The organism is Arthrobacter sp. Bi83 (genome assembly GCF_918698095.1).
Taxonomy (GTDB): Bacteria; Actinomycetota; Actinomycetes; order Actinomycetales; family Micrococcaceae; genus Arthrobacter.
The window spans coordinates 20963-45837 of record NZ_CAKKLY010000010.1 but is presented as its reverse complement, the minus strand read 5'-3'; the positions used below and the strand labels follow the sequence as shown (position 1 = coordinate 45837).

The window sequence follows — 24875 nt, the reverse complement described above, 5'->3', positions numbered from 1 at the left end:
TGTTATTCCACCGCCCCCGCCGTGGGCACTCCGTTGAAGTCGCCGAAACCGTCGAACGGTGTGAGGTCCGGGAAGTCGGCGGCCCTGGCTGCGAGCTCACCGATCCGCGTCCCGTTCAGGGTTGCCGCAGGGTCGATCAGGGACCATGGGTAGAGCACGAAGGCCCGCTCCGCCGCCCGGGGATGCGGCAGGGTCAGCTGCGGATCGGAGCTTTCCAGGTCGCCGTAAGCGATGATGTCGACGTCGAGCGTCCGCGGCCCCCAGCGCACCTCGCGGATCCGGTGGTGCTTGTTCTCGACCGACTGGCAGTGCCTGAGGAGCTCAAGGGGTTCGAGGGTGGTCTCCACGGTCATCACCATGTTGAGGAAATCCGGCTGGCCTTCAGGGCCGCCTACGGCTTTGGTCTGAACCACCGGCGAGACGGCGAGGAGCCGCACTTCCGGCCCGTCGACGAGGTCAGCGACGGCTTCAGACAGCGTGTCGTTGCGTTCGCCCAGGTTGCTGCCCAAGGCAAGCACCACCCTCGTGTACCGGGCGTTCATGTGCGCTCCCGGTAGACGGTTACGGCCACATCCCCGAACGGGACCTCGATGGGCGCCTTCGGCTTATGCACTGTGATCTCCACGGCCTCGATTTTGAATTCCTTCAGCAGGCCTTCTGCCATCCTGACGGCCAGGGCCTCGATGAGGTTCAGGGGTTCACCTGTGATCCAGTCCGTGATCCGCCCGGCCACTTCGCCATAATGGGCGGTGTCCCTGACGTCGTCTGATGCCGCAGCCCGGCTGAAGTCCAGGTGCAGCACGGCATCAACCACAAACGGCTGGCCCTCGCGGCGCTCAAAATCGAACACTCCGTGGTAGCCGGTGGCGGTGACGCCGCTCAGTGAGATCCTGTCCATCGTGGTCCTGCTCAGCCCTTCCTGGTCAGCGGCCGGGACTGGGTGTGGCCAGGCGGGACGCAACCTTGACAGCGTCCAGGCTTGGGCCGACGTCGTGCACCCGCACAGCCCAGGCTCCGCGGGCAGCGGTGACGGCCGTGATGGCGGCGGTAGCGGCGTCGCGCTCCTCCGGGAGCGCCGCCTTGCCGGCAACGGTCAGGAGGGTGCCCAGGAATCGCTTGCGCGAGACTCCCACGAGGATCTTGTGGCCCAGGGCTTCAAGCCGGTCGAGGTTCCTGAGCAGCTCCCAGTTCTGCTCGTCCGTCTTGGAGAAGCCGATGCCCGGGTCAATGATGATCTGCTCCGCAAGCACGCCGGCGGCATACAGCTTGTCCCGGACGCCGCTCAGCTCTGCGACGACGTCGTCCGCCACGTTTCCGTACTCCGTCAGGGAGGTCATGGTCTTGGCGTCGCCGCGGCGGTGGGTCAGGACGTACGGCGCCTTGCTCTTGGCCACCAGTTCGGCCATTCCCGGCTCGATCGTGAGGCCCGAGACATCATTGATGACCGCGGCTCCGGCCGCCAGGGCAGCTTCAGCCGTGGAGGTATGGGTGGTGTCGATGCTGACGAGCGCGCCGGCCTTGACCAGCGCCTCAATGACGGGCAGGACCCGCCGCTGCTCCTCTTCGGGGCTGACGTCCTCCGCGCCCGGACGCGTGGACTCGCCTCCGACGTCGATGATGTCGGCTCCCGCGTAAAACATCCGGAGGCCGGCGGCGATGGCGGCGTCCGCCGTCAGGTGCTTGCCGCCGTCGCTGAACGAATCCGGCGTGACATTGAGGATGCCCATCACGAGGGCGCGTCCGGTGGGCAGGTCTTCAAATTTAGCAGCCGGCCGCGGTTTGCGCAGGATGGGCAGCGGGGATGTTGCGGGTCCGGTTCCAGGTGCTGCAGCTAGGGAATCCATAGTCTGTTTATTACCTTCCGAGTATGAGGCTCATGGCTTCGGCACGGGTGGCCGGGTCATGAAGCTGCCCGCGGACCGCGCTTGTGACGGTTTTGGCCCCGGGCTTGCGGATGCCGCGCATGGACATGCACATGTGTTCGCATTCCACCACCACGATGGCTCCGCGCGGCTTGAGATATGTGACGAGCGCCTCGACGATCTGCGTGGTGAGCCGTTCCTGGACCTGCGGACGGCGGGCGAAAATGTCTACCAGCCGCGCCAGCTTGCTCAGGCCCGTCACCTTGCCGTCGTGCGACGGGATGTAGCCCACATGGGCCACACCGTGGAACGGCACGAGGTGGTGCTCGCAGGTTGAGTAGAACGGAATGTCCTTCACCAGCACCAGTTCCTCGTGGTCGAGGTCGAAGGTAGTGGACAGTACGGTTGCCGGATCCTGGTGCAGGCCTGCAAAGACCTCGGCGTAGGCCTTGGCAACCCGCTTGGGCGTATCCTGCAGCCCGCCGCGGTCCGGATCCTCGCCGATGGCCAGGAGAATTTCGCGCACCGCCGCTTCAATCCGGGGCCGGTCCACCCTGTAGTGGTGGCCGGATCCCCCCACCGCCGAGTGATCGGCGGAGGCGGCAAGGTCGTCGTCGTCGAAGTGAGTCACAGCAAGAGCTTAGCCGCGGTAGCCGTCCGAGCCGGCTTCCGTTACCCCGCCCTGGAAGGAGGCGTCTTCAGAAACACCCTGGGGATGAGGCGGCAGCGCGTCCAGCGGTTCTTCCAGCCGGGCTTCCTTGGCTTCTTCCTGGGCCTCGCGTTCAGCCTTCTCCAGCCGGGACTCCACCGGGCCGGCAGCCTGCACGGGCCGGGTTTCCTTTGACAGCCACACTTCGCGGAAATCGCGCTTGCGGATGTCGCGGAAGACGTGGGCGATCTCGGCCTGGTTCAGGGTTTCGCGTTCCAGCAGTTCCAGGGCCAGCCGGTCCAGGACGTCGCGGTTTTCGGTGAGGATGGCGTAGGCCTCGTCGTGGGCCTGGTCGATCAGGCGGCGGACTTCCTCATCCACGATGTAGGCGATCTGGTCCGAGTAGTTGCGCTCATGGCTGGCGTCGCGGCCCAGGAACGGCTCGCCGCCGCCCTGGCCCAGGCGGACAGCACCGACGCGTTCGCTCATGCCGTACTGCGTGACCATCTGGCGGGCCGTGCCGGTGGCCTTTTCGATGTCGTTCGAGGCGCCGGTGGAGGGATCGTGGAAGACGATCTCCTCGGCTACCCGGCCGCCCATGGCGTAGGCCATCTGGTCCAGCAGCTCGTTGCGGGTGATGGAATACTTGTCGTTCTCCGGGACCACCATGGTGTAGCCCAGTGCGCGGCCGCGGGGCAGGATGGTGATCTTGGTGACCGGTGCCGAGTTGCGCAATGCCGCGGCCACCAGGGCGTGGCCGCCTTCGTGGTAGGCCGTGATCTTGCGCTCGTGTTCCTTCATGACGCGGCTGCGCTTCTGCGGGCCGGCCATGACACGGTCGATCGCTTCGTCCAGGGCGCGGTCATCGATCAGGTTGGCGTTGGAGCGGGCGGTCAGCAGGGCCGCCTCGTTCAGCACGTTGGCGAGGTCCGCGCCGGTGTAGCCCGGGGTCTTCTTGGCCACGGCCTTGAGGTCAACGCCCTGTGCGATCGGCTTGCCCTTGGCGTGCACCTGGAGGATCTGGTCGCGGCCCACGAGGTCCGGGGCTTCAACTGAGATCTGCCGGTCGAAGCGGCCCGGGCGGAGCAGCGCCGGGTCCAGGACGTCCGGCCTGTTGGTGGCAGCGATTAGGATGACATTCGTCTTGACGTCGAAGCCGTCCATTTCAACCAGCAGCTGGTTGAGGGTCTGCTCGCGTTCGTCGTTGCCGCCGCCGATGCCGGCACCGCGGTGGCGCCCGACGGCGTCGATCTCGTCGACGAAGATGATGGCCGGCGAGTTGGCCTTGGCCTGCTCGAAGAGGTCACGGACGCGGGAAGCACCAACACCGACGAACATTTCAACGAAGTCCGAACCGGAGATGGAGAAGAACGGCACGCCGGCCTCACCCGCGACGGCGCGGGCCAGGAGGGTCTTGCCGGTGCCCGGAGGACCGTACAGCAGCACGCCCTTGGGGATCTTGGCGCCCACGGCCTGGAACTTGGCGGGTTCGGCAAGGAATTCTTTGATTTCCTGGAGCTCTTCAACGGCTTCATCGGCACCCGCGACGTCCGCGAAGGTCACCTGCGGCATGTCCTTGTTGACCATCTTGGCCTTGGACTTGCCGAACTGCATGACCTTGGAGCCGCCGCCCTGCATCCGGGACAGGAGGAACCAGAAAAGGACGCCGAGCAGCAGGACCGGGATCAGCAGCGAGAACAGTCCGGACAGCCAGTTGCTCTCTACCGGCTGGTCTGTGTAGCCCTTGGAGGGGTTGGAGTCGGTGACGGCCTTGACCACATCCGGGCCGCGGTCGTTGACAAAGAAGAACTGGACGTTCTTGCCCTTGTCCTGCCCGTCGATGACCAGGTTGTCCTTCAGGACCAGGTCCACGCGGTTTTCGCCGTCGAAGATCTTTGCCTGTTCGACCTTGCCGCTCTGCGCAAGCAGCTCGAGGCCGGGCTGGGTGTCGATCCGTGTGGCACCGCCCGGAGCCAACGTTGCAAAGGCCAGCAGGAGCATGCCGACCACAACGATGATCCAGATGCCCGGGCCCTTGAAGAAACTCTTAGCTTTCATCTGTTCGGGGGCAGGCCCCGTCCCTCCTGGTAGTGCTGCACGGCGCGTGGTCTGCGCGCGTGTGGTGCTGCGTCAGCTTCTAGCTATACACCGCCGGAGTAATTCACGCACGGTGTAGGACAAAAGTTCCCTGTGGGCGTAGCGGAAACGCGCAATGCGGAGGCCGCGTGGCAGCGTCCGTGCAGGTCAGGGGCGCAATCGGTGCTCTCGCATTTCTGCACCACTTTCCCACCGCGGCGGACCCGTGGCCGCGAATTGTCGCCGCCCGGAAGGGCGGCGTCACCAGGCTGGCGCACCTCAAAAGCGCAGGCTTCTCAAAAGGGCAGGCTTCACCCGGAGCCAGCCGCAGCATTTTCTGCACCTCTTTAACCGGGTCACGCCGCCGCCGGACCTGTGATTCCAAGGTCCGGCGGCGGCGTGGTGGCCCAAGAGGCGCTTACTCGTAAACGTGCGGCGCCAGGGTGCCCACGAAGTCCAGGTTGCGGTACTTTTCGGCGTAGTCCAGGCCATAGCCCACCACGAACTCGTTGGGGATGTCGTAGCCGACGTACTTGACGTCGATCTGAACCTTGGCCGCAGTGGGCTTGCGGAAGGCCGTGCAGATTTCCACCGAAGCGGTGCCGCGGGACTCCAGGTTGGTCTTCAGCCAGGAGAGGGTGAGGCCGGAGTCGATGATGTCCTCAACGATCAGCACGTCCTTGCCCATCAGGTCCGTGTCGAGGTCCTTCAGGATGCGCACCACACCGGAGGACTGCGTGCCAGAGCCGTAGGAGGAGACGGCCATCCAGTCCATCGAGATGTGGCTGTGCAGCGCACGCGCAAGGTCCGCCATGACCATGACCGCGCCCTTGAGCACCCCCACGATCAGGATTTCGCGCCCTTCATAGTCCTTGTCGATCTGCGCCGCCAGCTCGGTGATGCGCTGCTGGATCTGTTCCTTGGTGTAGAGAACGTGCTTGAGGTCTGCCTGGACGTCGGATGAATCCACCAATTGCTCCTGTGTAGATGCGGGTGCGACTATTTTCGGGCCGGAGTGTGAAGCCGGAATACAAGCTTCCCACAGCGGGCGCCCTCCCGGGGAACCCCTGCAGTCCCGCCCTTCTCCCGGCCGCGCTCCTCCGCCAGCAGCTGTGCCAGCGAAAGCCGGTACACGCTCACTCCCCCCGGCAGCTCCACGGGCCCCGCCGATCCCTTCCGCCGCAACAGCGCTTCCGCGGCCAGTAGCCGCTGGTAGCTGGGCTGTTGACCCCCGACGTCGGCCGCCGCCTTGGCGATCACCCGGAACCTTATGGCCGGCGCCAGTTCGTTGAGGGCCGCCTCGGAAAGGCTGATGTCCGGCCCGTCCCGCTCGGCGAGGGCCGTGAAGGTGTTGTTGGCCACCTCTTCCAGATAGTCCGCGTCGAGCTGGAGAATGGCGGCGGTGCGGGCCAGGGATTCCGCGACTCCGGGGCCGAGCTTTTCCTCCAGCAGCGGCAAGACCTCCACGCGGGTCCGCGAACGGGCAAAGGCGGGATCGGCGTTGCTGGGATCGTGCCACGGATCGAGTTCCTCGGCACGGCAGATTTCGAGGGTGTCCGCGCGCCGCAGTCCGAGGAAAGGCCGCAGCAGCTTCCCTCGGACGGGGCGCATTCCGGCCAGTGACCTGGTGCCCGAGCCGCGGGCGAGCCCCAGCAGTACCTGCTCGGCCTGGTCGTCGAGGGTGTGCCCCAGGAGTATGGCGGCCGCATCGCACTCCGTTGCAGCGGCTTCAAGGGCGGCATGCCGGGCGTCCCTCGCCGCAGCCTCGGGACCCATGCCGCTGGAGGCCACCTCAACGGCACGGACCACTACTGGGCTGAGGCCGAGTTCCGCCAGGGTCTCGGCGGTGCGGGCAGCCACATCCGCGGATCCGGGCTGCAGTTGATGGTCCACCACCACGGCGCCCACGGCCACCGGCTGCCCGTCGACGTGGCCGCGGCGGGCAAAATAGGCGGCCACGGCGGCGAGCGCCAGCGAATCGGGTCCGCCGCTGCACGCCACCAGGACCCGGTCCGGATAACCGGCCCGGGCCAGGGCGTCCTGCACCATTTTCCGCGCGGTGCCGACGACCGGCACCAGCCGGCCCGGCCGCCGTCGGCCGCCGGAAAGCGGGCGTCCGCTGGAAACTGGTGGTCCGCCTGAAAGCGGTGGTCCGCTGGAAACGCCCTGCACGGAGACTAGAGTCCCATCCTGTCGAGCCAGATCCTGGCGTCATGGATTTCCGGCTCGGTGGGCAGGTTCCCGGCAGATTCCCAGACCCGGTTGAAGCCCTCCATGCCGGCGACATCCACCACGGCTCTCACGAACTTGGCACCGTCGCTGTACTGGCGCATCTTGGCATCCAGTCCCAGGAGACTGCGGATGAACTTCTCGATGGCCCCACGGTCCTTGCCGCGGGCGTTGAACCGCTGCCGGATGGTCTTCACGGACGGGACGATGCTCGCATCGACGGCGTCCATCACCACGTTGGCGTGGCCTTCGAGCAGGCTCATCACGGCCGTGAGGTGGGACAGTGCCGCTTCTTCCTCAGGGTTCTGCAGGAGGTCAAGGATGGCGCCGCGGCCCGGTGTGGCGCCCGATGCCGTGCGGTCCTTCAGGGAGCGGGCGGCTGCGGAGGCCCGTTCCATAAGGGAGTCGACGTTGCCGAGGAGGTGGCCGCTGAGGGTGTCGATCTCGTTCAGCATGTGGTGCCGCAGCCACGGCGCCGCCGCGAACTGCACCCGGTGCGTCTGTTCGTGCAGGCAGACCCAGAGCCGGAAGTCCTCAGGCGCCACGTTGAGCTCGCGCTCCACGGAGATGATGTTCGGCGCCACGAGGAGCAGGCGGCCGCCCGATGGCGCCGTGGACCCTTCGGCGAGCGCGGCGAAGGGATCGTACTGGCCCAGGACCTTGCTGGAAAGAAACGCCAGCACCGCACCGAGCTGGCTGCCCGTGATGGCACCGCTGACGCTGGCCGCCCCGGGGCTGATGGTTCCCTTGCGGTTCTCCATCATCCGCTCGATGGCGGGCTTCAGCATGACGGCGAAGCTCTGGGTGTTGGCCTTGGCCCAGGACGCCCGGTCTACTACGAGCACATTGGAATCCCGGAGATCGCGGGCGGCCTCCAGGCCGGTGATGTGGTGTACGTGCGGCACGGACGCATCGGCCAGCTCGCGCAGCTGGTGAACGGCCTCGCCGATCTCGGCGGCCTTCAGGGGCGGGCCGGCGGGAGCCAGTCGGGCGGCCGCGGACGCGGCGAGCTCCCAGTTGATCAGGGCCGGGCCCGGGGCTGATGTCTGGCCTGCTGTTGACTCCATACGCTCCATCAGACCACACGCTCCCGGCTACGCGCCTTAAGTTCGCTGACCGGCGAACAGCCGTGCGCGTCAGGCCTGCCGCGGCCGGTTGCTGCCCTCAGCGCTTAGCGGCAGCCGCAGGCGGCTAGCACCGTGGCGGAGGCATCCAGCGCCGGCTTATTTCCGTCGGCGCCGGGTGTCAGGCCATTGCCGATGAACGAGAACACCAGGAGCCGCCCGTCGGCGTCCACTACGTACCCGCTCAGCGCAATGACCGTGTTCAGGGTTCCCGTTTTGGCCCGGACCAGCCCGGCGCCTTCAGCACTGGACTCGTCTATATACCTGTCGCCCAGCGTCCCCGTGAGGCCTGCCACCGGGAAGCCCGCCAGCGCTGCCCTGAGCCGGGTGTCCCGGCCCGACGTGATGGCGCGGACTACCTCAGCGAACTGCCGGGCGGAGACCTGGTTGTCCAGTGCCAGCCCGGAAACGTCCGCAACAGCCATGCCGCCGGTCGGGATTCCGAGGTCCGCGAGCTGCTTCAGCACGGCGGCCTTGGCCGCCTCGCTGCTTGCCGGCTGCCCGGCGGCCACCGCAGCCATCCGGCCCAGGGTCTCGGCCAGGTAGTTATCCGACGTCTGGAGCATGAGGTCCACCTGCTGGCTGACCGTCGCCGACTCCACTTCCCCCAGCACGGCGGCGTCCGCTGCCGGCTTCCCTTCAAGACGTCCGACGCCGGGCGCCACCTTCAGTCCGGCGGCGGCCCCGGCCGCTTTGAGCTCCGCTGCGAAGGCCTCGCCAGCGGCGATGGCGGAATCCTGCGGACGCGACCCGGTGACCACTGCCGGGTCGAAACGTGCCGAGTTCAGCGCCAGCGGGAAGAGCGGCGCCACCTCCCCGGCAGCGACGTCGTCCGGGCTCCAGGCCGGGCTGAGGGAAGGTCCGGTGAACAGGGAGTCGTCCACGAGCACCTCCACCGATCCCGCAAACCCGTCCCGGCGCAGCGACTCGGCAGTCAGTTTGGCGAGGGTGGCAAGGCCGGCGTGGCCGAGTACCTTGCCTTCGGCGGATTCGCCCGCGCCCAGCAGGACGTCCCCGCCGCCCACGAGCACCACCGCCCTTGACTTGGCGGCCGGACCGGCCTTGGCCCCGAATGCCGGCCCCGCGACGGCTTTCGTGCTGAACCGCGTCTCCGGACCGATCCCCCGCAGCGCCGCCACAGCGGTGAGCAGCTTCATGTTTGAGGCCGGGATCCTGTTGGCCGCGCCGCCCCGGTCGAACAACACCGTGCCCGTGGCCGCGTCCTGGACAATCCCCGTAAAGGTGCCGCCGCCGTCGGTCTTCAGGACGGGACCGAGCCTGGCCGCAACCTCCGCAGGTACCGGAACGGGCGCCGTGTTGCTGAGCGGCCCAATTCCCTGCGGGACGGACAGCCGGTCCGGCACAAGCTGCCAGGTGGGTATTGGCGCGGGGACCTCCGCGGACTGGTCCGGGCCGGTCAAGCCCTGCGCGATCAGCATCCCCGCAGGAAGGGCCAGGGCGGCCAGAAGGACCGTGAGCAGCAGCATTGGCCAAGCCCGATTAAGTGCACGGAGTGGTCGGGTGATCGATCGGCTGGACGGCGCACTGCGTCTTGCGCGGCCGGTTGCCGTGCCGTTGGTGCCCCTCATGCTGCTGGTCCTCAAAGTCCTGAAATTACCCCATTAGTTCCTGAAACCTGGGCCTCTCGCTATATCCTCAATAGTAGTCGGCGGCAATGACTGTCCTTCCAGCGTGCCGCGAACACCCAGCAATCGTCGAGGAGCATTCCATGAAGCATGACGTGACCATCGAGATCCCCAAGGGATCGCGCGTCAAGTACGAAGTCGACCATGAGACCGGCCGAGTCCGCCTGGACCGCGTCCTCTTTACCTCCATGCACTACCCCACCCACTACGGTTTCTTCGAGAACACCCTCGGCGAAGACGGCGACCCGCTGGACGCACTGGTGCTCCTGCAGGACTTCGATCTGCACCCGGGCGTCATCGTTGAAGCGCGCCCGATCGGCGTCTTCAACATGACCGACGACGGCGGCGGAGACGCCAAGGTCCTGTGCGTGCCGGCGGACCCCCGCTTCGACCACATCCAGGAAGTCAGCGATGTCAGCGAGTTCCTGATCAAGGAGATCGAGCACTTCTTCACCCGCTACAAGGACCTGGAGCCGGGCAAGTGGGTCAAGGCCGAGGGCTGGGCCGACCGCGCCGCCGCAGAGGCTGAGCTCGAGGCGTCCATCAAGCGCTACGTGCCTGCAGCGCACTGACGCTTTCTTGAAGGCTGCCCGACGGCGGCGGGGGTTCCCTGCGAACCGCACCCGCCGCCGTCGGTGTTTAACCGCAAGTTCCAGGCCGGCCGCGTCCAGCCGGGCGCTCCCGCAACAGCTGTGTCCGGGCCCAATTTCAGGAGTGGCCAGCTTGTCTCGCGGCTACCAACCGGTAGGCTGTTTTTCACCATGTTCACGCTGACTATCAACCAAACAGACAGCCGGCGCGACGGCGACCGGGTCCCGACGCTGCTCAAGGATCTGCGGCATATCCCGGCACGCCTGGACTTCGATCGCTCGGTAGAGGACGAGGTCCAAGGGATCCTGGACTGCCCTCATCAGACCGTGGAGGCAGCGCTGATCGCCCTGCGGTGCGGCAGTTGGTATGTGGGGGTCGGGGTAGGGCCTGTCAACGAGCCCCTGCCGAACCAGATTAAGGACGCTTCCGGGCACGGGCTCGTCTACGCGCGCCGGGCCGTGGACCGGCTCCGCAACGGCAAAGACCGGATACCGGTGGCCGTCGAAGGACCGCTGGCAGACCTTGCCGCAGAATGTGAAGCCGTCATGCGGCTACTGGGCCAGATCGTCCGGGACCGGAGCGACGCAGAATGGCGTGTCCTCGATCTGCTGACCCCCGGCGTCAGGGGCCAGCAGAAGGCGGTGGCCGCTGAGCTGGGCATCACGTCCCAGGCCGTCAGCAAGGCCGTTTCAAGGTCGCAGTGGAACGAGGAGCATGCCGCCCGCCCCGCCGCCGCGCGGCTGCTGTCCCTCATTCTCGAGGTCCGCTAGCGCCCCCGTGGCTGCCGTAAGGCTTCTTTGCGTTGCACTGGTTCTGCCGCGTTGAACCCGCTCGTGCCTCGTAGTGGAGCGCACACAATAAATTGGCTGGTCAAGCGGGTATGCGTTACCGCCGGCGCGCAAGCCGCAGATACGTCGCAATCAGGCGGGGGACGACGAGGTATACGGCGACGGGGACGACGACGAGCGTGACCGCGAGGGCCCGGAGCACAGGTGGCAATGGCCCGATCAACGGTGTGAGCGCCCACTGGCTGAGCGCGACGAGCGGGAAGATCGCGACCCACGTGATGACGGCCCGCTCGTGCACCGTCGGCGGTGCGGGTGCCCGGGTCGGGGTTGGTGCTGTGGCGTACATGGCGGGCTCCTTTCGGTCTGTATGCCCTTCCTGATGCCCTTCATATTAGGTTTCGAGGGCTGGCCGAGACATCGGGGCGGCTACTCAAGTGCCTACTCATTTGGGGGCTGGACACCCTTCCTTCGCCCCGCAGATACTGATGGCATGGCCAGGAGAACCCTCCCCACGGCACCCAAGACGCGGGTCCCCGGGCGTCTCCCGGCGTCTGGGAGCAGCTTCGTTGGTCGCACTGCCGAACTCGCCGCTGTCACCGACGCTCTCCTGTCGAGCCGCCTCGTGACGCTCGCCGGACCCGGTGGCGTCGGGAAGACACGCATAGCCCTCGCCGCGGTGCACGCCGCCGGCGACCGCTTTGGCCATCCGGTATTCGTCGACCTCACCCGTATCCCCGAGGGCGCCCCGGTGGCGCTCGCGGTAGCAGAGGCCATGGGACTTCGCGGCGTCAAGAGGGAGGGTGCCCTCGACGCGATCCTGTGGTGGCTCGACGGCGGAGAGCGGGTGCTCCTCGTGCTGGACAACACCGAGCATGTCCTTGAGGAGACGGCTGCGCTCGTGGCCGAGCTCCTCGAAGCGGCCGTGGAATGTACCGTCCTGGTCACGACCCGACAGCCCCTCCACGTCGCGGGCGAGCGTATCGTCCCGGTGGGGCCCATGCTCGACGACGATGCCGAGACTCTCTTCTGGGAGCGCGCGCTAGCGGTGCGACCGTCGCTTTCGTTCTCCATGGAGTCCCGCTCCGCGTCCCGGGAGCTGTGCGCGCGCCTGGACCGGCTGCCGCTGGCCGTTGAGTTGGCAGCCGCTCGCATGTCCGTCATGACGCCGGCGGAGATGCTGCCGCTGCTCGAGCGCCGCCTGCGTGCCCTTGGATCCGGATCTGCCACAGGGCCGGCCCGCCATCGCAGCCTGCGGGCCTGCATCGCTACAAGCGTGGACGCGCTGGGGGAGCGCGAGCGCGCTGCGTTCGAGGCATGCGCCGTCTTCGCGAGCCCGTTCGACGCACGGGCGGTGGCCGCCGTCGCGGGTGCGTCACTCGAGGACCTAGAAGACCTCGTCGCCCGATCCCTGCTCCAGCCATCCGTCGACAGTGCCGGCCACACGGTCTTCCGCCTTCTCGAGAGCCTGCGCGAGTTCGCTCGCGAGGGGCTCGACGCCGGACGGCTCGAGGGGGTGCAGAGGCGCCACCTAGCGTGGATCGCGGCAGAGTTCGGTACCGACCGGCCATTGAGCGTGATGGAGAGCTCACGCAACGGGCAAGCCGTCGATCGCCTGCCCGATCTCCGGGCGGCTCTCGACTTCGCGGTCGTCGCCGCACCTGCCGAAGGCCTTCGGCTCATGGGCGCGACGCGCGAGCTGTGGTTCCGCAATGCCCAGGACGAAGGGCTCTCCCGGGCCATCGGTCTTCTGGAACGTCATCCAATCGCTGATGAGGCGCGCGCCGAAGGGCTTGTAACCGCTTCCGTCTGCCACACGTCGCGGCAGGAGACCGAGGCCGGGAACCGGCTGGCTGCGGAGGCGCTCGCCATCCTCGAACGGGATTCGGCAGGGGCAGGATCCGCCTTCTTCTACCAGGCCATCGCCCGATGTCTTGCCAAAGACACCGAGGGTTCAGTGGAGTCGTGCCGGGCGGCTCTGGATGTCTATACGAAGCTCGGCGATGCGGCCGGACGGAGCAGGGCCGTCGGCATGCTGGGTATGGCGGCGGTGTGGGCCCGTCGCGACGAGGAGGCGATCGGCATCCTCCATGAGGCTGTGGACCTTGCCGTCGACGCGCGGGACCTCTGGGCCCAAGGTCAGATCCTCACCTACTTGGGCCTCGCCGAGTCGAATCTGGGCCGCACCGTGGTGGGCCGGGCCAGGCTTTTCGAAGGGGTGGACGCCTTCGCCCGAGTGGGGGACATTTCCTACCGCGGCGTCGCGCTCGCCCGCCTCGCGGCGCTGACTGTGACGCGGGACCCGACGACGGCGGTGCGGGCGGCCGCCGCGACCACGCGTCGGGAGGGGGCCGGGGGGAGGTTCCACGAGATCGCGCTTGCGGACCTCGCCCAAGTACAGTCGACCGCGGAGCTGCTGCTCGGACCGCACAGCTTCGCGGTCGCGTGGGAAGCCGGGGAGAAGCTCTCATTCGCGGAGGCCGCGGCGGAGCTCCGGGCCGTCGGCGGCGGGCTGCAGCCGGACATACTGACGCCCCGCGAACTCGAGATCGCCGAGCTTGTGCGCCGAGGTCTCGGCAACGTGTCGATCGCGGCGCAGCTCTCGCTCTCGGCGCGTACCGTCGAGAACCACGTCGCGCATGCCCTGACGAAGTTGGGACTGCACAGTCGCGCGGCCTTGGCTGTCTGGGCGGCGGAGCGCAGGAGGCCTGACTGAACCGGCGCAGCCATTTGCCGAACGTCGGTGCCAGTTGCTCGGTGGCAGCCGGCGTTACAGCAGACTGCGCAGAACGTGGGCGGCGCCGTCGTCGTAAACGGACTTGGTGACCTCATCCGCGGCGGCGGCCACTTCCTCGGGGGCCTGGCCCATGGCAACGCCGCGGCCCGCCCAGGTGAGCATCTCGATGTCATTGCGGCCGTCGCCGATGGCCACGGTGCATGAGGCGTCCACGCCAAGGCTGCTGCGGAGCTTTTCGAGGGCGCTGGCCTTTGTGACTCCGGCTGCAGCTATGTCCAGCCAGGCCGTCCAGCCAACCGAATAGGTCACGCCGGCGAGGCCGATGTGCTGGATGGCCTCGTTGAACTCTTCCGGGGTGTTCTCGGCGCTGAACACCACCACGCGGACCGCGGTGGCCTCAAGCATGGTCTGGAAGTCGGTGCCAATGGCCTCGACTCCGAAGCTGGCATCCTGGAACCGCTCAGTGGACAGGAAGTTGCCGTCCTCAACCTCCAGGGCGTATTTGGCCGAGGGGAGCCGCTTGCGGAGGGCGCGCAGCGCGGGGCCGGGGTCGAAGGTGGCCTTGTGGATGATCTCGTAGCCGTCTGTCAGCTCGGGATGCAGGCGCAGCGTGACGCCGCCGTTGCAGCAGACGGCGTAGCCGCGGTCGATGCCGATCTGCTCAATCACCGGAAGGGTGGCGTTGAGCGAACGGCCGGTGGCGATCATGACCTCATGGCCTGCTGCCACCACGGCCTGCGCGGCTTCGCGGACAGGGGCGGACATGTGGCCGTCGTGGTCAACGAGGGTGCCGTCCACGTCCAGCGCGATCATGAGTTTCTGCGGGGTTTCTCGCTGGTCTTCGATGCCAGCGGCTGAGGATTCAGTCATTGTAGTCATGCCTCCTAGTACAGCAGACACCCCTGACACCCGCTAGGACGCAGGCCACAGCACTGTGTGAACACCGGGTAAATATTCACAGCTTTTCCCCGGTGTGAGTGTTTACCCGGTGTCGCCGGCGGGGTTAGAGGACAGGCAGGACCTGGAGGCCGCCGAGGTACTTCTGCAGGGCCGCGGGCACGTTGACTGAGCCGTCCGGGTTCTGGTGGTGCTCCAGGATGGCCACTATCCAGCGGGTGGTGGCCAGCGTGCCGTTGAGCGTGGCGACAGCCCTGGTGCCCTTGGGGGCGCCGTCCTCGCTGAGCACGCGTTCGCGGATGTTCAGGCGGCGGGCCTGGAATGTCGTGCAGTTGGAGGTGGAGGTCAGCTCCCGGTAGTTGCCCTGGGTGGGGACCCAGGCTTCGCAGTCGAACTTGCGGGCCGCGGACATGCCGAGGTCGCCCGCGGCGGTGTCGATCACGCGGTACGGGAGCTCGCACTTGGCCAGCATCTCCTCTTCCCAGGCCAGCAGGCGCCCGTGTTCCGCGGCGGCCTCTTCAACGGTGGTGTAGATGAACATCTCCACTTTGTTGAACTGGTGCACGCGGATGATGCCGCGGGTGTCCTTGCCGTGCGATCCGGCCTCGCGGCGGTAGCAGGAGCTCTGGCCGGCGAAACGGATGGGACCCGCCGTGAGGTCCAGGATCTCGTCGGCATGGTACCCGGCCAGCGCCACCTCGGAGGTTCCCACCAGGTAAAGGTCGTCTTCGGCGAGACGGTAGATCTCGGCGTCGTGCTTCACATCAAAACCGGTGCCCTGCATGATCTCGGGACGCACCAATGTGGGCGTGATCATGGGGACAAAGCCGGCCTCGATGGCCTGGTCCATGGCCATCTGCAGCAGCGCCATCTCCAGCCTGGCGCCGACGCCCCGCAGGAAGTAGAACCGCGAGCCGGACACCTTGGCGCCCCGCTCCATGTCGATTGCGCCGATCAGCTCACCGATCTCCAGGTGGTCGCGCGGCTCGAAGTCGGGAAATTCGCGGGGTGCGCCGACGGTCCTGACCACAATGTAGTCGTCCTCGCCGCCTTCGGGCACGCCGTCTTCAATGAGGTTGGGAATGGTACGCAGCAGCTCTTCCTGCTTGGCCTGCGCGGCGTCGGCTTCGGCGGAGGCGGCCTTGACGGCACCGGCGAGCTCGCGGACCTCAGAGAGCAGTGCCTGCTTCTCCTCGCCCTTGGCCTGGGCCACCTTCTTGCCGAACACATTCTGTTCAGCGCGGAGGTTTTCGAAGCTGATCAGCGCGGCCCGGCGCGCGGCATCCGCGTCGATGATCGCGTCCACCACGGTTTCGTCCGCACCTCGGGCGCGCTGGCTGGCGCGGTACTTGTCCGGATTTTCGCTGAGGTCTTTTACGTCGATCACCAGACAAGAGTATCGAATATGCCGGGCTGCCCGGCGCGGACGCTGTTCCCGATTGCCGGGGGCTCCGATTGCGGACCCGTTGCTGGACGCCCCGCCGAACTGGGAGCGGTGCCTGGCGGGATAGTGTTGAAGCACCATGAGCGACTTGCTTCTCTACGTCCTGATCGCTGGGGCCCTGGCATTCGCCGTCTCCAGCTGGTGGGGCGTGCGCAGCCTCAAGGCCCTGCATGCGCGCAGCGCCGTGCGGGAAGACACCCATGCGCACGGCCTGGAACGCCAGCGTGTTGCCGTGGTTCTGAACCCCATCAAGGCCAAGTCGGCCGAGGCGCGCGCCGCCATCCAGCGCGCCTGCCTTGCGGCAGGCTGGGAGGCCCCACGGTTTTTTGAGACGACGGCGGATGACCCCGGCCACTCACAGGTGCAGGCAGCGCTCCACTACGGCGCCGATGTCGTCCTTGTGGGCGGCGGTGACGGCACCGTCCGCGTTGTGGCTGAGTCGCTCGCCCACACGGGTGTGGCGATGGGCCTGATCCCGCTCGGCACGGGAAACCTGCTGGCGCGCAATGTGGACGTGGACCTGTACGACCTATACGGCAACGTCCAGACGGCCCTCTTCGGCCATCAGCGGTACATCGATACGGCCCGGATGCACATCGAGAACTCGGCGACCGGCGCTTCGTCCAACCATGCATTCCTGGTTATCGCCGGCATCGGTATGGACGCCGAGGTGGTGGGTGATACGAATGCCGGGCTAAAGCGTGCCGTGGGCTGGCTGGCGTACACCGAGGCAGGCGTCCGGCACATGCCCGGACGCCGGAAGAAAGTGTCGATTTCGCTGGACGACCAGCCCGAACAGATGCGCAAGATCCGCAGCGTCCTCTTCGCCAACTGCGGACTCGTACCCGGCGGCATCGACCTGATCCCCCAGGCCATGATCGACGACGGAATGCTGGACGTCGTCGTGATGAGCCCGCGAAGCGCCGTGGGCTGGCTGGCGATGTACACGAAGATTCTGTTCAAGCACAAGCGGCACCTGCCCGTGATGAGCGTCTACCGCTCCGGGAAGGTGGTCATCAGATGCCCGGAGCCCATGCCCACACAACTGGACGGCGACACCTCCGGAGAAGCCACTAAAGTCACGGTTCAGGTGGATCCCGGATCCCTGCTGATCCGGGTCAGGGCCATGCCCGGCATTGGCACGGGCGGCAGCCAGGCCTAGGCGGACTTGGCGGTTCCAGCATGCTTGGCGGCCTCGGCGGCCTTGGCGGCTGCACGGGCCTCGGACTGCTCGCGGATCATGGCCTGTTCCTCTTCGAAGCGCAGGCGGTCCGCCCGGTCGGCGTCGTCCCCGTCCCAGTCCTGGTTTTCAGCGGTCGGCTTGGGATTGACGATCATTCCCTGGCCGTCGTTGTCGGCGCTGGCACTATCTGACATGACCCGCTCCCTTCGTTGGGGCCGCCCCCCTTGTTGATCAGGCAAGCATACGCACAGTCCTAGGGGCAGGGAAGTGCCGTCAGGGGCATTTGTCTACGCTGTGGGCGAAGCATTTACGGTCATTTCGGAGCCCAGCGAGTCCGCCGCGAGAATATCTCCGACCCACGCATGCGCAGCCTGGAATGCTTCGTCGGAAGTATGTGGCGCCACCACCGGGCTTTGCGCATCCGCGCGCCCGTAGGAGCCGAGGAACCTCGTGGCGGGGCTGATGCGGTGCAGCCCGGCAAGTGCGTCTGCGACCCGCGCGTCCGCCACATGGCCGTCGGCGTCGATGCTGAAGAAATAGTGGCCAAGGTACTGCCCGGTGGGCCGGGATTCGATCCGACTCAGGTTCACCCCGCGGGTGGCGAACTGGTCCAGGATCTCCATAAGGGCACCGGGACGGTCTTCAGGCAGCGGAACTACCACGGTGGTCTTATCCGCGCCGGTCCGGGCTGGAAGAACGCCGGGACGCCCTACGAGAACAAAGCGCGTCACAGCACCGGGGTTGTCGCCGATGTTCTCGGCCAGCACGTGGAGCCCCGGCTGTTCCGCGGCAACAATGGGAGCGCAGATGGCGGCATCGTAGTGGGCGTCATCCTCCAGGAGGCCCATCGCCGCGGCGGCAGTGGAAGAGCCCGGAATGTATTCAGCACCAGGGATATGCGCATCCATCCACAGCCTGCACTGGGCCCAGGCGTGGCCGTGGGTGGAGACGCGCCGGATCTGAGAAATGTCCGTGCCGGGCCTCGCCACGAGGACAAAGCTGATGGGAACAAGCGCCTCGCGGATGATCCGGAGTTCCTGTCCCGTGGCGATGGCATCGAGGGTGGCCGTAACGCCGCCCTCGACGGAGTTCTCGATAGGGACCATTGCAGCGTCAGCAGATCCGTCGCGCACCTTGTCCAGCGCGGTGTTCACGTTGGACGACGGAACCCGGATGGCGTCTGCCGCGTCCGGGACCTGCATCAGCGCCGCCTCCGTGAACGTGCCCTCGGGGCCAAGGAAGGTATAGGTGGGACGTGAGGCAGACATCAGTATTCCTTACGAGTTATATAGGGGAAGGGCAGCGGTGGCCGAGCGGGTCAGAGAACCACGGGCTTGAGCCCATTGTCCGAGACCAGCTGCTTGCCGGACTCGAGCCACTGGTCCATGCCGCCTGCGACATTGAGGGCCGAGTAGCCTTGGCCGACCAGCCACTGGGCGGCCCGGAATGACCGTCCGCCAGTGCGGCAGATGACGTAGAGGTCCTGGTCCGGGTCCAGGTCATCGATGCGGCCGGGCAGCTGGTCCAGGGGGATGTGCACCGCGCCTTCGGCGTGGCCGGCCACCCACTCGTAGTCTTCGCGCACATCTAGAATGGTGGCGTCCGCGGGAACCTCGTTGACGGTGACGGTATCGAAGTCGCTCATGGGAGTCCTCTCCTCGGCTGCAAGCTCTCAGCACCAGCGTATCGCCAGCGGGCAGCCCCGCGGCCCACGGGCGGCACGTTACGCTTCTTGGATCATGCAAAGGACAACAGCCCTGCCAGCCGGCACTCCCGCGGCCCGCGACGTGTCCGGCGACAGGGCGTTGCCCGCGCCCGGGAGGATGCGCCGCCTTGAGTGAGATCCACGACCTCTCAGCGGTGCTGCTCAGGGACGAACTGCGGTCCGGGGAGCTCTCCGCGCGAGAGGCAACAGCCCACTTCCTCCGGCGGATCGAGGCCGCGAATCCCCGGCTGGGCGCGTTCATCACGGTCACCGCGGACATGGCCCTGGCCGATGCCGCCGCGGCCGATGAGCTGCAAGCCCGCCTTCCCCGCGAGCAGCTGCCCCCGCTCCATGGTGTTCCGCTGGCGTTCAAGGACCTGACCGACGTGGCCGGCGTGGTCACAACGCACGGCAGCGCAGCCCTGGACCGCCGCCCGGCTCCCGTCGACGGCGCCCTCGCCGCGGCACTAAAGGGTGCCGGGGCCATCTCACTTGGCAAGACGCAGGTTCCGGAATTCGGGCTGACGGCCTACAGCGAGAACCTCATCGCCCCGCCGTCGCGCAATCCGCACGCGCTGAGCCGCAGCTCGGGCGGTTCATCCGGCGGAAGTGCCGCCGCGGTGGCAGCCAAACTGCTGCCGTTCGCGCCGGGGTCCGACGGCGGCGGGTCTGTCAGGATTCCTGCTGCCGCGTGCGGCTTAGTGGGACTCAAACCCGGCCGCGGACTGGTTCCGGCGGGGGAAAGCAGCGGCGATCCCGCCGGGCTGGTGGTTTCAGGACCGCTGGCGCGCTCCGCCGCGGACGCGGCGCTCATGCTCGACGCGCTGGCTGCGGAGGGTCCTGAGGGCAGTGCGGTGAACGCGGCACCGGGCGGCGCCCGCTACCTGGAAGCCGTCAAGGCCGCACCGCCCAAGCTGCGGATCGGTGTGAGCCTGGACAGCCCGTGGTCCGCCATCTTCCCGTTCACCCCGGAACCCGAAGCGCTCGATGCCCTGGCAGCTGGCGCCCGGCTGCTGACAGACGCCGGGCACGACGTCGTCGAGACCGCCATCCGCTACGACAACCGTTATCCGGACGCCTTCACCACGGCCTGGACGGCCGGCGTCGGAGCGGCCCGGATAGCACCGCAGCGCGAGGCTTTGCTGGCCCCGCTCACGCGAACCTTCCGGCGCCGGGCACAGCAGCGCAGCGCAGCGAAACTGAACGAATCCCTCGCCTTCCTGCGCCAGTTCCAACGGGACACCCTGGCGCAGTACGCCGAATGGGACCTGATCCTGACGCCGTCACTCGCCCAAACGCCGCGGCCGGTGGGCTGGTTCACGGGCTCGGCCCACGGGGACGGCCACTGGCCGGCGTCGGAATGGGCGGGCGACGCCGACGGCGACTACCGGAAGCAGTGCGAATTCGCCCCGTGGTCCTCCATGGTGAACGTCTGCGGCCTGCCCGCCGTCAGCATCCCGGTGCACTGGACCGGCGGTGGCAGCGCGGACGCGGGACTTCCCATGGGCATTCAGCTGATCGGCCCGATGGGATCCGAAGCGCTGCTCCTGCAGGTCGCGGCCCAGCTGGGGTATTAGGCGCAGCTGGGGCATGAGGCGCAGCTGGCGTAACGGCGGGCGACTGGTCCGGCCGCTGACAGATTGACGGGTTGCTTCCCGTTCCCCGGGCCGCTCCTCAGATGGTGCTGTACGAGTTGGTGGCTGCGACGCTGAACAGGAGCGCGAGGCTGATAATGGCCAGCACCGTGAGGGCCAGGCCGACGTATCCCATCACCAGACCGGCTAGGGCGAGACCGCGTCCCGACGGTTCACGCCGCAGGGCCATGTGCCCCAGGATGACCGCCGCAATCTGCGGCAGGATGACGAACCCAAAACCGACGAAGACTGCGATGCCGCAGCACAGGCTGGCGATGCTCAGCGTTTTCGGTTCAGCCGGCATCCCGTAGTGGGGCTGGCCGTAGGGGCCGGCGTACTGCTGGCCATAGGGGCTACCCTGGTTGCCGTAGGGGCTCCCCGGCTGGGCGTAGGGGCGGCCGTACGGGCCGCCGTCGTAGCCTGACCCGCCCCGTCCCTGGCCGAATTCCTGGCCATAGAGCGGCGGCGTGTACAGCGGGGGCGCCGGAATGTCCGAACCCTGCGGCGGAATATACGACGGCGGCTGGTAGCCATCCGGCGTTGGGTCGCCGCCCGTTCCGTTGGGGCGCTGCTCTGTCATGGGGATCCCCTCTGAAAGTGTCCTAAGCAAAACAGTACAGCCGCCCCGGGCAATGGCACGGGCAACCCGTCAATCACCATCGGTGACTTTAGCGGGGCAAAATCTCCCAGACGACCCAAAGGGGCGGCAGAAGGAGTGCTGATAAGAGAAAGCCTGCAATCAACGCCCCTCCCATGTACCGCGCCACACGGGTGCCGGGGGAACGGCGCCGCCCCGGCTGAGGAAAGCCGTTCCGGACGCCGGAGTGCCGGCCAGCCTGCCCCCGGCCAGCGGGATACTGGACCCGGGAGGAGGGGATTGCGTGGTGAGGGACAACCGGAGGACATCGGCCGCTCGGACCAGGGGCAGCCGGGCGTGATGCCTGGGATATCGCAGTGGCGGATGATCCAACAGTTGGAGGCTGTGTAGTCGCTTGCCGGGGAGCCGGCGCCCTCAACCCTTCCTGGACCATGGCGCGGGCAGGCCGCGCCATGGTGCCCGGCCCCTCCGGGACCTGCGGCTGCGTGAGGAGCTGGCCGAGCTGGGCATACAGTCCGATCACGGACTCCGAGTCAAGCACCCGGGGTAATGCTGCCACCGCCGCCACCAGCCGGTCGGTCCCATGCACTTCCACCCCGCAGGCGGTATTTCCGGAAACTTCGTGCTGCGCCGCCATGCAGACCATGGAGCGCACGAACCTGCGCCGGTTCGCCGGAAGAAGGGCGGCCACGGCAGCGGCCTGCCCCAGCGCCACTTCTATAACAGGGTGCCGGGCATAGCCGTTCTGCCGCAGCACTCCGTCCCGGACCTCAACGTGGCCATTCCAGCTCTTGGAGCTGATGACCACCACCCCGCCGGGCCCCACCAGTACGTGATCCAGCCTGGCCAAGGGGCGGCCGGGCCAGTGGACATCGTGCAGGAGAAACCAGCCGTGGGGCAGCAGCAGGCCGAGCGTGCCTGCCACCAGCTGCTGGTAGCCGGCAGCGGCGTGCTCCGCCCGGTCAAGGTCGCGTTTCAGCCGCGCAATCCGTTCCGGCGACAACCGCGACTGTTCGAATGCCCCATCTGCAGCCCCCATTGCCCACACCCCCATTCATTACCATTCAGAGCGTCACTGTTCGGATCGTCGACCCGTTGAGGCACAGCCAATCGGGGACCCGTTCCGTGACGTGCTCCTTTTGCACGCCGCCCGTTATCTTTTCCGGCCGGCGGCAGCGACCGCCGTCGTCATTCTTTTTTGAAGGTAGCAGCCGCATAAACAGCCGGTATATAGGTACTTTTGGCGGTGAGTACTCAGTTTTTCCATGTCGATTTCCAACTAGCCGCACTATTTCCTGAAATTCGGCGTCATAGGGACCGGATTACGGACAACTCGTGTTGCGTTCCGGCCACGTCTGGCATGCTGGTCCCATGGCTAGCCGCGCGGGTACAGTTGCCCAATCCCAAGACCTTGTTGACCTGACCGCTCTTCTCGATGCGTACTACGACGTCACGCCTGACCTGGGTGATCCCGGGCAGCGTGTGGCGTTCGGAACCTCCGGGCACCGCGGGTCCAGCCTGAAGGCGTCCTTTAATGAGGCTCACATCGTGGCCATCACCCAGGCCATCGTGGAATACCGGGCAGGGCAGGGCATCACCGGTCCGCTCTTCCTGGCCAAAGACACCCACGGGCTCAGCGAACCGGCGCAGAATTCCGCCCTGGAAGTTCTTGCCGCCAACGGCGTGAAGGTCCTCATCGACGCCCGCCACGGCTACACCCCCACCCCGGCCCTGAGCCACGCCATCCTGACCTACAACAGGAACGCCCCGGCCGGCGCTCCGCAGGCGGACGGCATTGTGGTCACGCCCAGCCACAACCCGCCCGGTGACGGCGGCTTCAAATACAACCCTCCGCATGGCGGACCTGCGGACACCGACGCCACCGGCTGGATCGCCAACCGGGCCAATGAACTGCTGGAGAACGGTCTTCGCGGCGTGAAGCGGATTCCGGTGGCTGAAGCTCTCGAGGCCGAGACCACGGGCAAGTTCGACTTCCTCAGCAGCTACGTTGACGATCTTCCGTCGGTCCTGGACCTGAACGCCATCCGCGAGGCCGGCGTCCGGATCGGTGCGGACCCCATGGGTGGCGCCTCCGTGGACTACTGGGGCGAGATCGGCGAACGGCACCACCTGAACCTCACCGTGGTCAACCCCACCGTGGACCCGCAGTGGGCCTTCATGACGCTGGACTGGGACGAGAAGATCCGCATGGACTGCTCCTCGCCGTCCGCCATGGCCTCGCTCATCAACCGGATGTCCGAAGGGGCGAACTACGACGTCGCCACCGGAAACGACGCCGACGCGGACCGCCACGGCATCGTGACACCCGATGGCGGGCTGATGAACCCGAACCACTACCTCGCCGTCGCGATCGACTACCTCTACCGCCACCGCACAGGCTGGAACCCGGAGTCCGTGATCGGGAAGACACTCGTGTCGTCCTCCATCATCGACCGCGTCGCCGGAAGCCTGGGCCGCAAGCTGGTCGAGGTGCCGGTGGGCTTCAAATGGTTCGTGCCGGGCCTGCTGTCCGGCGAAGGCGCGTTCGGCGGCGAGGAATCTGCCGGCGCTTCGTTCAACAAGATGGACGGCAGCGTCTGGACCACGGACAAGGACGGCATCCTGCTGGCCCTGCTCGCTTCGGAGATCACCGCGGTCACCGGGAAGTCCCCGTCGGAGCTCTACAAGGGCCTCACCGACCAGTTTGGTGCACCCGTGTACGCCCGCATCGACGCCGCTGCAACGCGGGAACAGAAGGCGGCGCTCGGGAAGCTGTCGTCGTCGGATGTCACGGCCACCGACCTGGCCGGCGAGACGATCACCGCGAAACTGACGGAGGCGCCGGGCAACGGAGCTTCCATCGGTGGCCTGAAGGTGGTCACGGAGAACGCCTGGTTCGCCGCCCGCCCCTCCGGCACCGAGGACGTGTACAAGATCTACGCTGAGTCCTTCAAGGGCGCCGACCACCTGAAGCAGGTCCAGGCGGAAGCCAAGGCCCTGGTGGACGGGGTTATTTCCTAAGCTCCCACAGCTTGAGGATGCGCCGGATGGTGCGGTCACCATCCGGCGCCATGTCCACGAGTGCAATGTGGTCAAGCACGACGGCGTCGCCCGGGTTCACGCGTTGCTCACCGTGGTGGGACACATGCGGGCGGAAGAGCCGCCGGGTGTGGTGCGGGCTCGCGACACGGCCGGAAAGCTGCTCCACCGCCTGCACCAGGGATTCGTGCAACGCCTGCAGCGCGGGGTCATCCTTAACCAGGCTGACGGGTACGGAGCCTTGATGCCCGAAGTGGTGGTCCCCGCCGATGGACAGCACTGAGCCCAGCGCCTGCTTGGCCGGCACCTCGGCGAGCGACGCGAACCGGGCCGTGCCGCCGTCGTCCGTAACATTGAAACGCACCAGCGTGATGTGCAGCGGCCAGTCGGTGCGCAGGAACTCCTGCCCCTCCGAGGCCGGCTCAATGAACGCCACCATGATGAGGTTCCGCATACCCCAAGTGTGCCACCGGGGATGCTCTCAACCAGGGAACAGGACTAAACTTGGGGTAGGCCCGGATGCATGCCTTGCAGCTCTAAGCTGCAGAAATACTGCCCCGATTGCCTCCGGAATGTCCCCCATGTTGCCGGAGGCAATCGCGCGTCCTGAGGCTGTCCGCCTGGTCGCTTCGAAGCCTGGACCGGGCGAAGGCTTGGACCAGGCGAAGGCTCGCAC

At 67.1% G+C, this 24875-nt stretch carries 24 protein-coding genes; 6 read left to right on the top strand and 18 right to left on the bottom strand.

Annotated features, from left to right (window positions below; translation table 11 throughout):
* Window positions 1-2: 2 nt before the first annotated feature.
* From folK to dacB, 9 genes are all read right to left on the bottom strand, one after another.
* Window positions 3-542: a 2-amino-4-hydroxy-6-hydroxymethyldihydropteridine diphosphokinase gene (gene folK, locus LQ144_RS07080; protein ID WP_230117868.1), complete on the bottom strand. Its 540-nt coding sequence runs from the start codon at window positions 540-542 to the stop codon at window positions 3-5.
* Window positions 539-898, bottom strand: a complete 360-nt coding sequence (gene folB / locus LQ144_RS07075; RefSeq protein WP_230117867.1) for a dihydroneopterin aldolase — start codon at window positions 896-898, stop codon at window positions 539-541. The genes folK and folB overlap by 4 nt, the downstream gene beginning before the upstream one ends.
* Before the next feature lie 25 nt (window positions 899-923).
* Window positions 924-1844: a dihydropteroate synthase gene (gene folP, locus LQ144_RS07070; protein WP_230117866.1), complete on the bottom strand. Its 921-nt coding sequence runs from the start codon at window positions 1842-1844 to the stop codon at window positions 924-926.
* Between the two features lie 10 nt (window positions 1845-1854).
* Entirely contained in the window at window positions 1855-2493 is a 639-nt protein-coding gene (gene folE / locus LQ144_RS07065) for a GTP cyclohydrolase I FolE (protein WP_230117865.1), read from the bottom strand.
* A gap of 9 nt (window positions 2494-2502) precedes the next feature.
* Window positions 2503-4569 (bottom strand): ATP-dependent zinc metalloprotease FtsH, encoded by a 2067-nt coding sequence (ftsH, locus tag LQ144_RS07060; RefSeq protein WP_230117864.1) that lies wholly within the window; start codon window positions 4567-4569, stop codon window positions 2503-2505.
* A 436-nt stretch (window positions 4570-5005) separates the two neighbouring features.
* Window positions 5006-5557 (bottom strand): hypoxanthine phosphoribosyltransferase, encoded by a 552-nt coding sequence (gene hpt, locus LQ144_RS07055; protein ID WP_078027431.1) that lies wholly within the window; start codon window positions 5555-5557, stop codon window positions 5006-5008.
* Window positions 5558-5586: 29 nt separating this feature from the next.
* Window positions 5587-6636 (bottom strand): tRNA lysidine(34) synthetase TilS, encoded by a 1050-nt coding sequence (tilS, locus tag LQ144_RS07050; protein WP_230117863.1) that lies wholly within the window; start codon window positions 6634-6636, stop codon window positions 5587-5589.
* A gap of 128 nt (window positions 6637-6764) precedes the next feature.
* On the bottom strand, window positions 6765-7883 hold the full coding sequence (locus LQ144_RS07045; RefSeq protein WP_230117862.1) for a zinc-dependent metalloprotease: 1119 nt from the start codon (window positions 7881-7883) through the stop codon (window positions 6765-6767).
* 104 nt (window positions 7884-7987) lie between these two features.
* Window positions 7988-9379, bottom strand: a complete 1392-nt coding sequence (gene dacB, locus LQ144_RS07040; protein WP_230117907.1) for a D-alanyl-D-alanine carboxypeptidase/D-alanyl-D-alanine-endopeptidase — start codon at window positions 9377-9379, stop codon at window positions 7988-7990.
* Window positions 9380-9669: 290 nt separating this feature from the next.
* Here dacB and LQ144_RS07035 point away from each other — a divergent pair, with 290 nt between their 5' ends.
* Together LQ144_RS07035 and LQ144_RS07030 are read left to right on the top strand one after the other, a co-directional pair.
* Window positions 9670-10158, top strand: coding sequence for an inorganic diphosphatase (locus LQ144_RS07035; RefSeq protein WP_230117861.1), 489 nt, complete (start codon window positions 9670-9672; stop codon window positions 10156-10158).
* A gap of 189 nt (window positions 10159-10347) precedes the next feature.
* Window positions 10348-10947, top strand: a complete 600-nt coding sequence (locus LQ144_RS07030; protein ID WP_230117860.1) for a hypothetical protein — start codon at window positions 10348-10350, stop codon at window positions 10945-10947.
* Between the two features lie 115 nt (window positions 10948-11062).
* Here LQ144_RS07030 and LQ144_RS07025 read toward each other — a convergent pair whose 3' ends face one another.
* The gene (locus LQ144_RS07025) at window positions 11063-11311 is read right to left on the bottom strand and encodes a hypothetical protein (protein ID WP_230117859.1); all 249 of its coding nucleotides are present in this window, start codon (window positions 11309-11311) and stop codon (window positions 11063-11065) included.
* Between the two features lie 33 nt (window positions 11312-11344).
* Between LQ144_RS07025 and LQ144_RS07020 the strand changes: the two genes are divergently transcribed.
* Window positions 11345-13678 (top strand): LuxR C-terminal-related transcriptional regulator, encoded by a 2334-nt coding sequence (locus LQ144_RS07020; protein WP_230117858.1) that lies wholly within the window; start codon window positions 11345-11347, stop codon window positions 13676-13678.
* 54 nt (window positions 13679-13732) lie between these two features.
* Here the strand turns inward: LQ144_RS07020 and LQ144_RS07015 are convergent, their stop codons facing one another.
* Both LQ144_RS07015 and serS read right to left on the bottom strand, forming a co-directional pair.
* Window positions 13733-14578 carry an HAD family hydrolase gene (locus tag LQ144_RS07015; RefSeq protein ID WP_230117857.1) on the bottom strand — a complete coding sequence of 282 codons (846 nt, stop codon included), beginning with the start codon at window positions 14576-14578 and terminating at the stop codon, window positions 13733-13735.
* Window positions 14579-14702: 124 nt separating this feature from the next.
* Window positions 14703-15983: a serine--tRNA ligase gene (serS, locus tag LQ144_RS07010; protein ID WP_230117856.1), complete on the bottom strand. Its 1281-nt coding sequence runs from the start codon at window positions 15981-15983 to the stop codon at window positions 14703-14705.
* A 136-nt stretch (window positions 15984-16119) separates the two neighbouring features.
* Between serS and LQ144_RS07005 the strand changes: the two genes are divergently transcribed.
* Window positions 16120-17202: a diacylglycerol kinase family protein gene (locus LQ144_RS07005; protein ID WP_230117855.1), complete on the top strand. Its 1083-nt coding sequence runs from the start codon at window positions 16120-16122 to the stop codon at window positions 17200-17202.
* Here LQ144_RS07005 and LQ144_RS07000 read toward each other — a convergent pair.
* The 3 genes from LQ144_RS07000 to LQ144_RS06990 all read right to left on the bottom strand — a co-directional run bounded on the left by LQ144_RS07000 (window position 17199) and on the right by LQ144_RS06990 (window position 18868).
* Window positions 17199-17417, bottom strand: a complete 219-nt coding sequence (locus LQ144_RS07000) for a hypothetical protein (RefSeq protein ID WP_230117854.1) — start codon at window positions 17415-17417, stop codon at window positions 17199-17201. The two genes, LQ144_RS07005 and LQ144_RS07000, sit on opposite strands and share 4 nt — an antisense overlap.
* Before the next feature lie 93 nt (window positions 17418-17510).
* Window positions 17511-18491, bottom strand: a complete 981-nt coding sequence (gene pheA, locus LQ144_RS06995; protein WP_230117853.1) for a prephenate dehydratase — start codon at window positions 18489-18491, stop codon at window positions 17511-17513.
* A gap of 50 nt (window positions 18492-18541) precedes the next feature.
* Window positions 18542-18868 carry a rhodanese-like domain-containing protein gene (locus LQ144_RS06990; protein ID WP_230117852.1) on the bottom strand — a complete coding sequence of 109 codons (327 nt, stop codon included), beginning with the start codon at window positions 18866-18868 and terminating at the stop codon, window positions 18542-18544.
* A 188-nt stretch (window positions 18869-19056) separates the two neighbouring features.
* Here LQ144_RS06990 and LQ144_RS06985 point away from each other — a divergent pair, with 188 nt between their 5' ends.
* Complete coding sequence (locus LQ144_RS06985; protein WP_230117851.1) at window positions 19057-20505, top strand: amidase; 1449 nt, start codon at window positions 19057-19059, stop codon at window positions 20503-20505.
* A gap of 97 nt (window positions 20506-20602) precedes the next feature.
* Here the strand turns inward: LQ144_RS06985 and LQ144_RS06980 are convergent, their stop codons facing one another.
* A complete protein-coding gene (locus tag LQ144_RS06980) occupies window positions 20603-21142 on the bottom strand; it encodes a DUF4190 domain-containing protein (RefSeq protein ID WP_230117850.1) in 540 nt (179 codons plus the stop codon).
* An 88-nt stretch (window positions 21143-21230) separates the two neighbouring features.
* Window positions 21231-22199, bottom strand: a complete 969-nt coding sequence (locus tag LQ144_RS06975) for an NERD domain-containing protein (protein WP_230117849.1) — start codon at window positions 22197-22199, stop codon at window positions 21231-21233.
* Between the two features lie 332 nt (window positions 22200-22531).
* Here LQ144_RS06975 and pgm point away from each other — a divergent pair, with 332 nt between their 5' ends.
* Complete coding sequence (pgm, locus tag LQ144_RS06970; protein ID WP_230117848.1) at window positions 22532-24181, top strand: phosphoglucomutase (alpha-D-glucose-1,6-bisphosphate-dependent); 1650 nt, start codon at window positions 22532-22534, stop codon at window positions 24179-24181.
* On the opposite strand, the gene LQ144_RS06965 is transcribed toward pgm, so the two are convergent.
* Window positions 24171-24653: a 2'-5' RNA ligase family protein gene (locus tag LQ144_RS06965; protein ID WP_230117847.1), complete on the bottom strand. Its 483-nt coding sequence runs from the start codon at window positions 24651-24653 to the stop codon at window positions 24171-24173. The genes pgm and LQ144_RS06965 overlap by 11 nt on opposite strands.
* Window positions 24654-24875: the final 222 nt, after the last annotated feature.

What these genes read in the sequence shown, in the direction of transcription:
- dacB (WP_230117907.1), bottom strand. Translation starts at nt 9,379, where the DNA reads ATGCTGATCGCGCAGGGCTTGACCGGCCCGGACCAGTCCGCGGAGGTC.
- LQ144_RS07045 (WP_230117862.1), bottom strand. Translation starts at nt 7,883, where the DNA reads ATGGAGTCAACAGCAGGCCAGACATCAGCCCCGGGCCCGGCCCTGATC.
- LQ144_RS06965 (WP_230117847.1), bottom strand. Translation starts at nt 24,653, where the DNA reads ATGCGGAACCTCATCATGGTGGCGTTCATTGAGCCGGCCTCGGAGGGG.
- LQ144_RS07015 (WP_230117857.1), bottom strand. Translation starts at nt 14,578, where the DNA reads ATGACTACAATGACTGAATCCTCAGCCGCTGGCATCGAAGACCAGCGA.
- LQ144_RS07025 (WP_230117859.1), bottom strand. Translation starts at nt 11,311, where the DNA reads ATGTACGCCACAGCACCAACCCCGACCCGGGCACCCGCACCGCCGACG.
- LQ144_RS06990 (WP_230117852.1), bottom strand. Translation starts at nt 18,868, where the DNA reads ATGAGCGACTTCGATACCGTCACCGTCAACGAGGTTCCCGCGGACGCC.
- LQ144_RS07035 (WP_230117861.1), top strand. Translation starts at nt 9,670, where the DNA reads ATGAAGCATGACGTGACCATCGAGATCCCCAAGGGATCGCGCGTCAAG.
- ftsH (WP_230117864.1), bottom strand. Translation starts at nt 4,569, where the DNA reads ATGAAAGCTAAGAGTTTCTTCAAGGGCCCGGGCATCTGGATCATCGTT.
- LQ144_RS07020 (WP_230117858.1), top strand. Translation starts at nt 11,345, where the DNA reads ATGCCCTTCATATTAGGTTTCGAGGGCTGGCCGAGACATCGGGGCGGC.
- pheA (WP_230117853.1), bottom strand. Translation starts at nt 18,491, where the DNA reads ATGTCTGCCTCACGTCCCACCTATACCTTCCTTGGCCCCGAGGGCACG.
- tilS (WP_230117863.1), bottom strand. Translation starts at nt 6,636, where the DNA reads ATGGTGCAGGACGCCCTGGCCCGGGCCGGTTATCCGGACCGGGTCCTG.
- folB (WP_230117867.1), bottom strand. Translation starts at nt 898, where the DNA reads ATGGACAGGATCTCACTGAGCGGCGTCACCGCCACCGGCTACCACGGA.
- LQ144_RS06980 (WP_230117850.1), bottom strand. Translation starts at nt 21,142, where the DNA reads ATGACAGAGCAGCGCCCCAACGGAACGGGCGGCGACCCAACGCCGGAT.
- LQ144_RS07000 (WP_230117854.1), bottom strand. Translation starts at nt 17,417, where the DNA reads ATGTCAGATAGTGCCAGCGCCGACAACGACGGCCAGGGAATGATCGTC.
- folK (WP_230117868.1), bottom strand. Translation starts at nt 542, where the DNA reads ATGAACGCCCGGTACACGAGGGTGGTGCTTGCCTTGGGCAGCAACCTG.
- pgm (WP_230117848.1), top strand. Translation starts at nt 22,532, where the DNA reads ATGGCTAGCCGCGCGGGTACAGTTGCCCAATCCCAAGACCTTGTTGAC.
- folP (WP_230117866.1), bottom strand. Translation starts at nt 1,844, where the DNA reads ATGGATTCCCTAGCTGCAGCACCTGGAACCGGACCCGCAACATCCCCG.
- LQ144_RS07005 (WP_230117855.1), top strand. Translation starts at nt 16,120, where the DNA reads ATGAGCGACTTGCTTCTCTACGTCCTGATCGCTGGGGCCCTGGCATTC.
- LQ144_RS07030 (WP_230117860.1), top strand. Translation starts at nt 10,348, where the DNA reads ATGTTCACGCTGACTATCAACCAAACAGACAGCCGGCGCGACGGCGAC.
- LQ144_RS06975 (WP_230117849.1), bottom strand. Translation starts at nt 22,199, where the DNA reads ATGGGGGCTGCAGATGGGGCATTCGAACAGTCGCGGTTGTCGCCGGAA.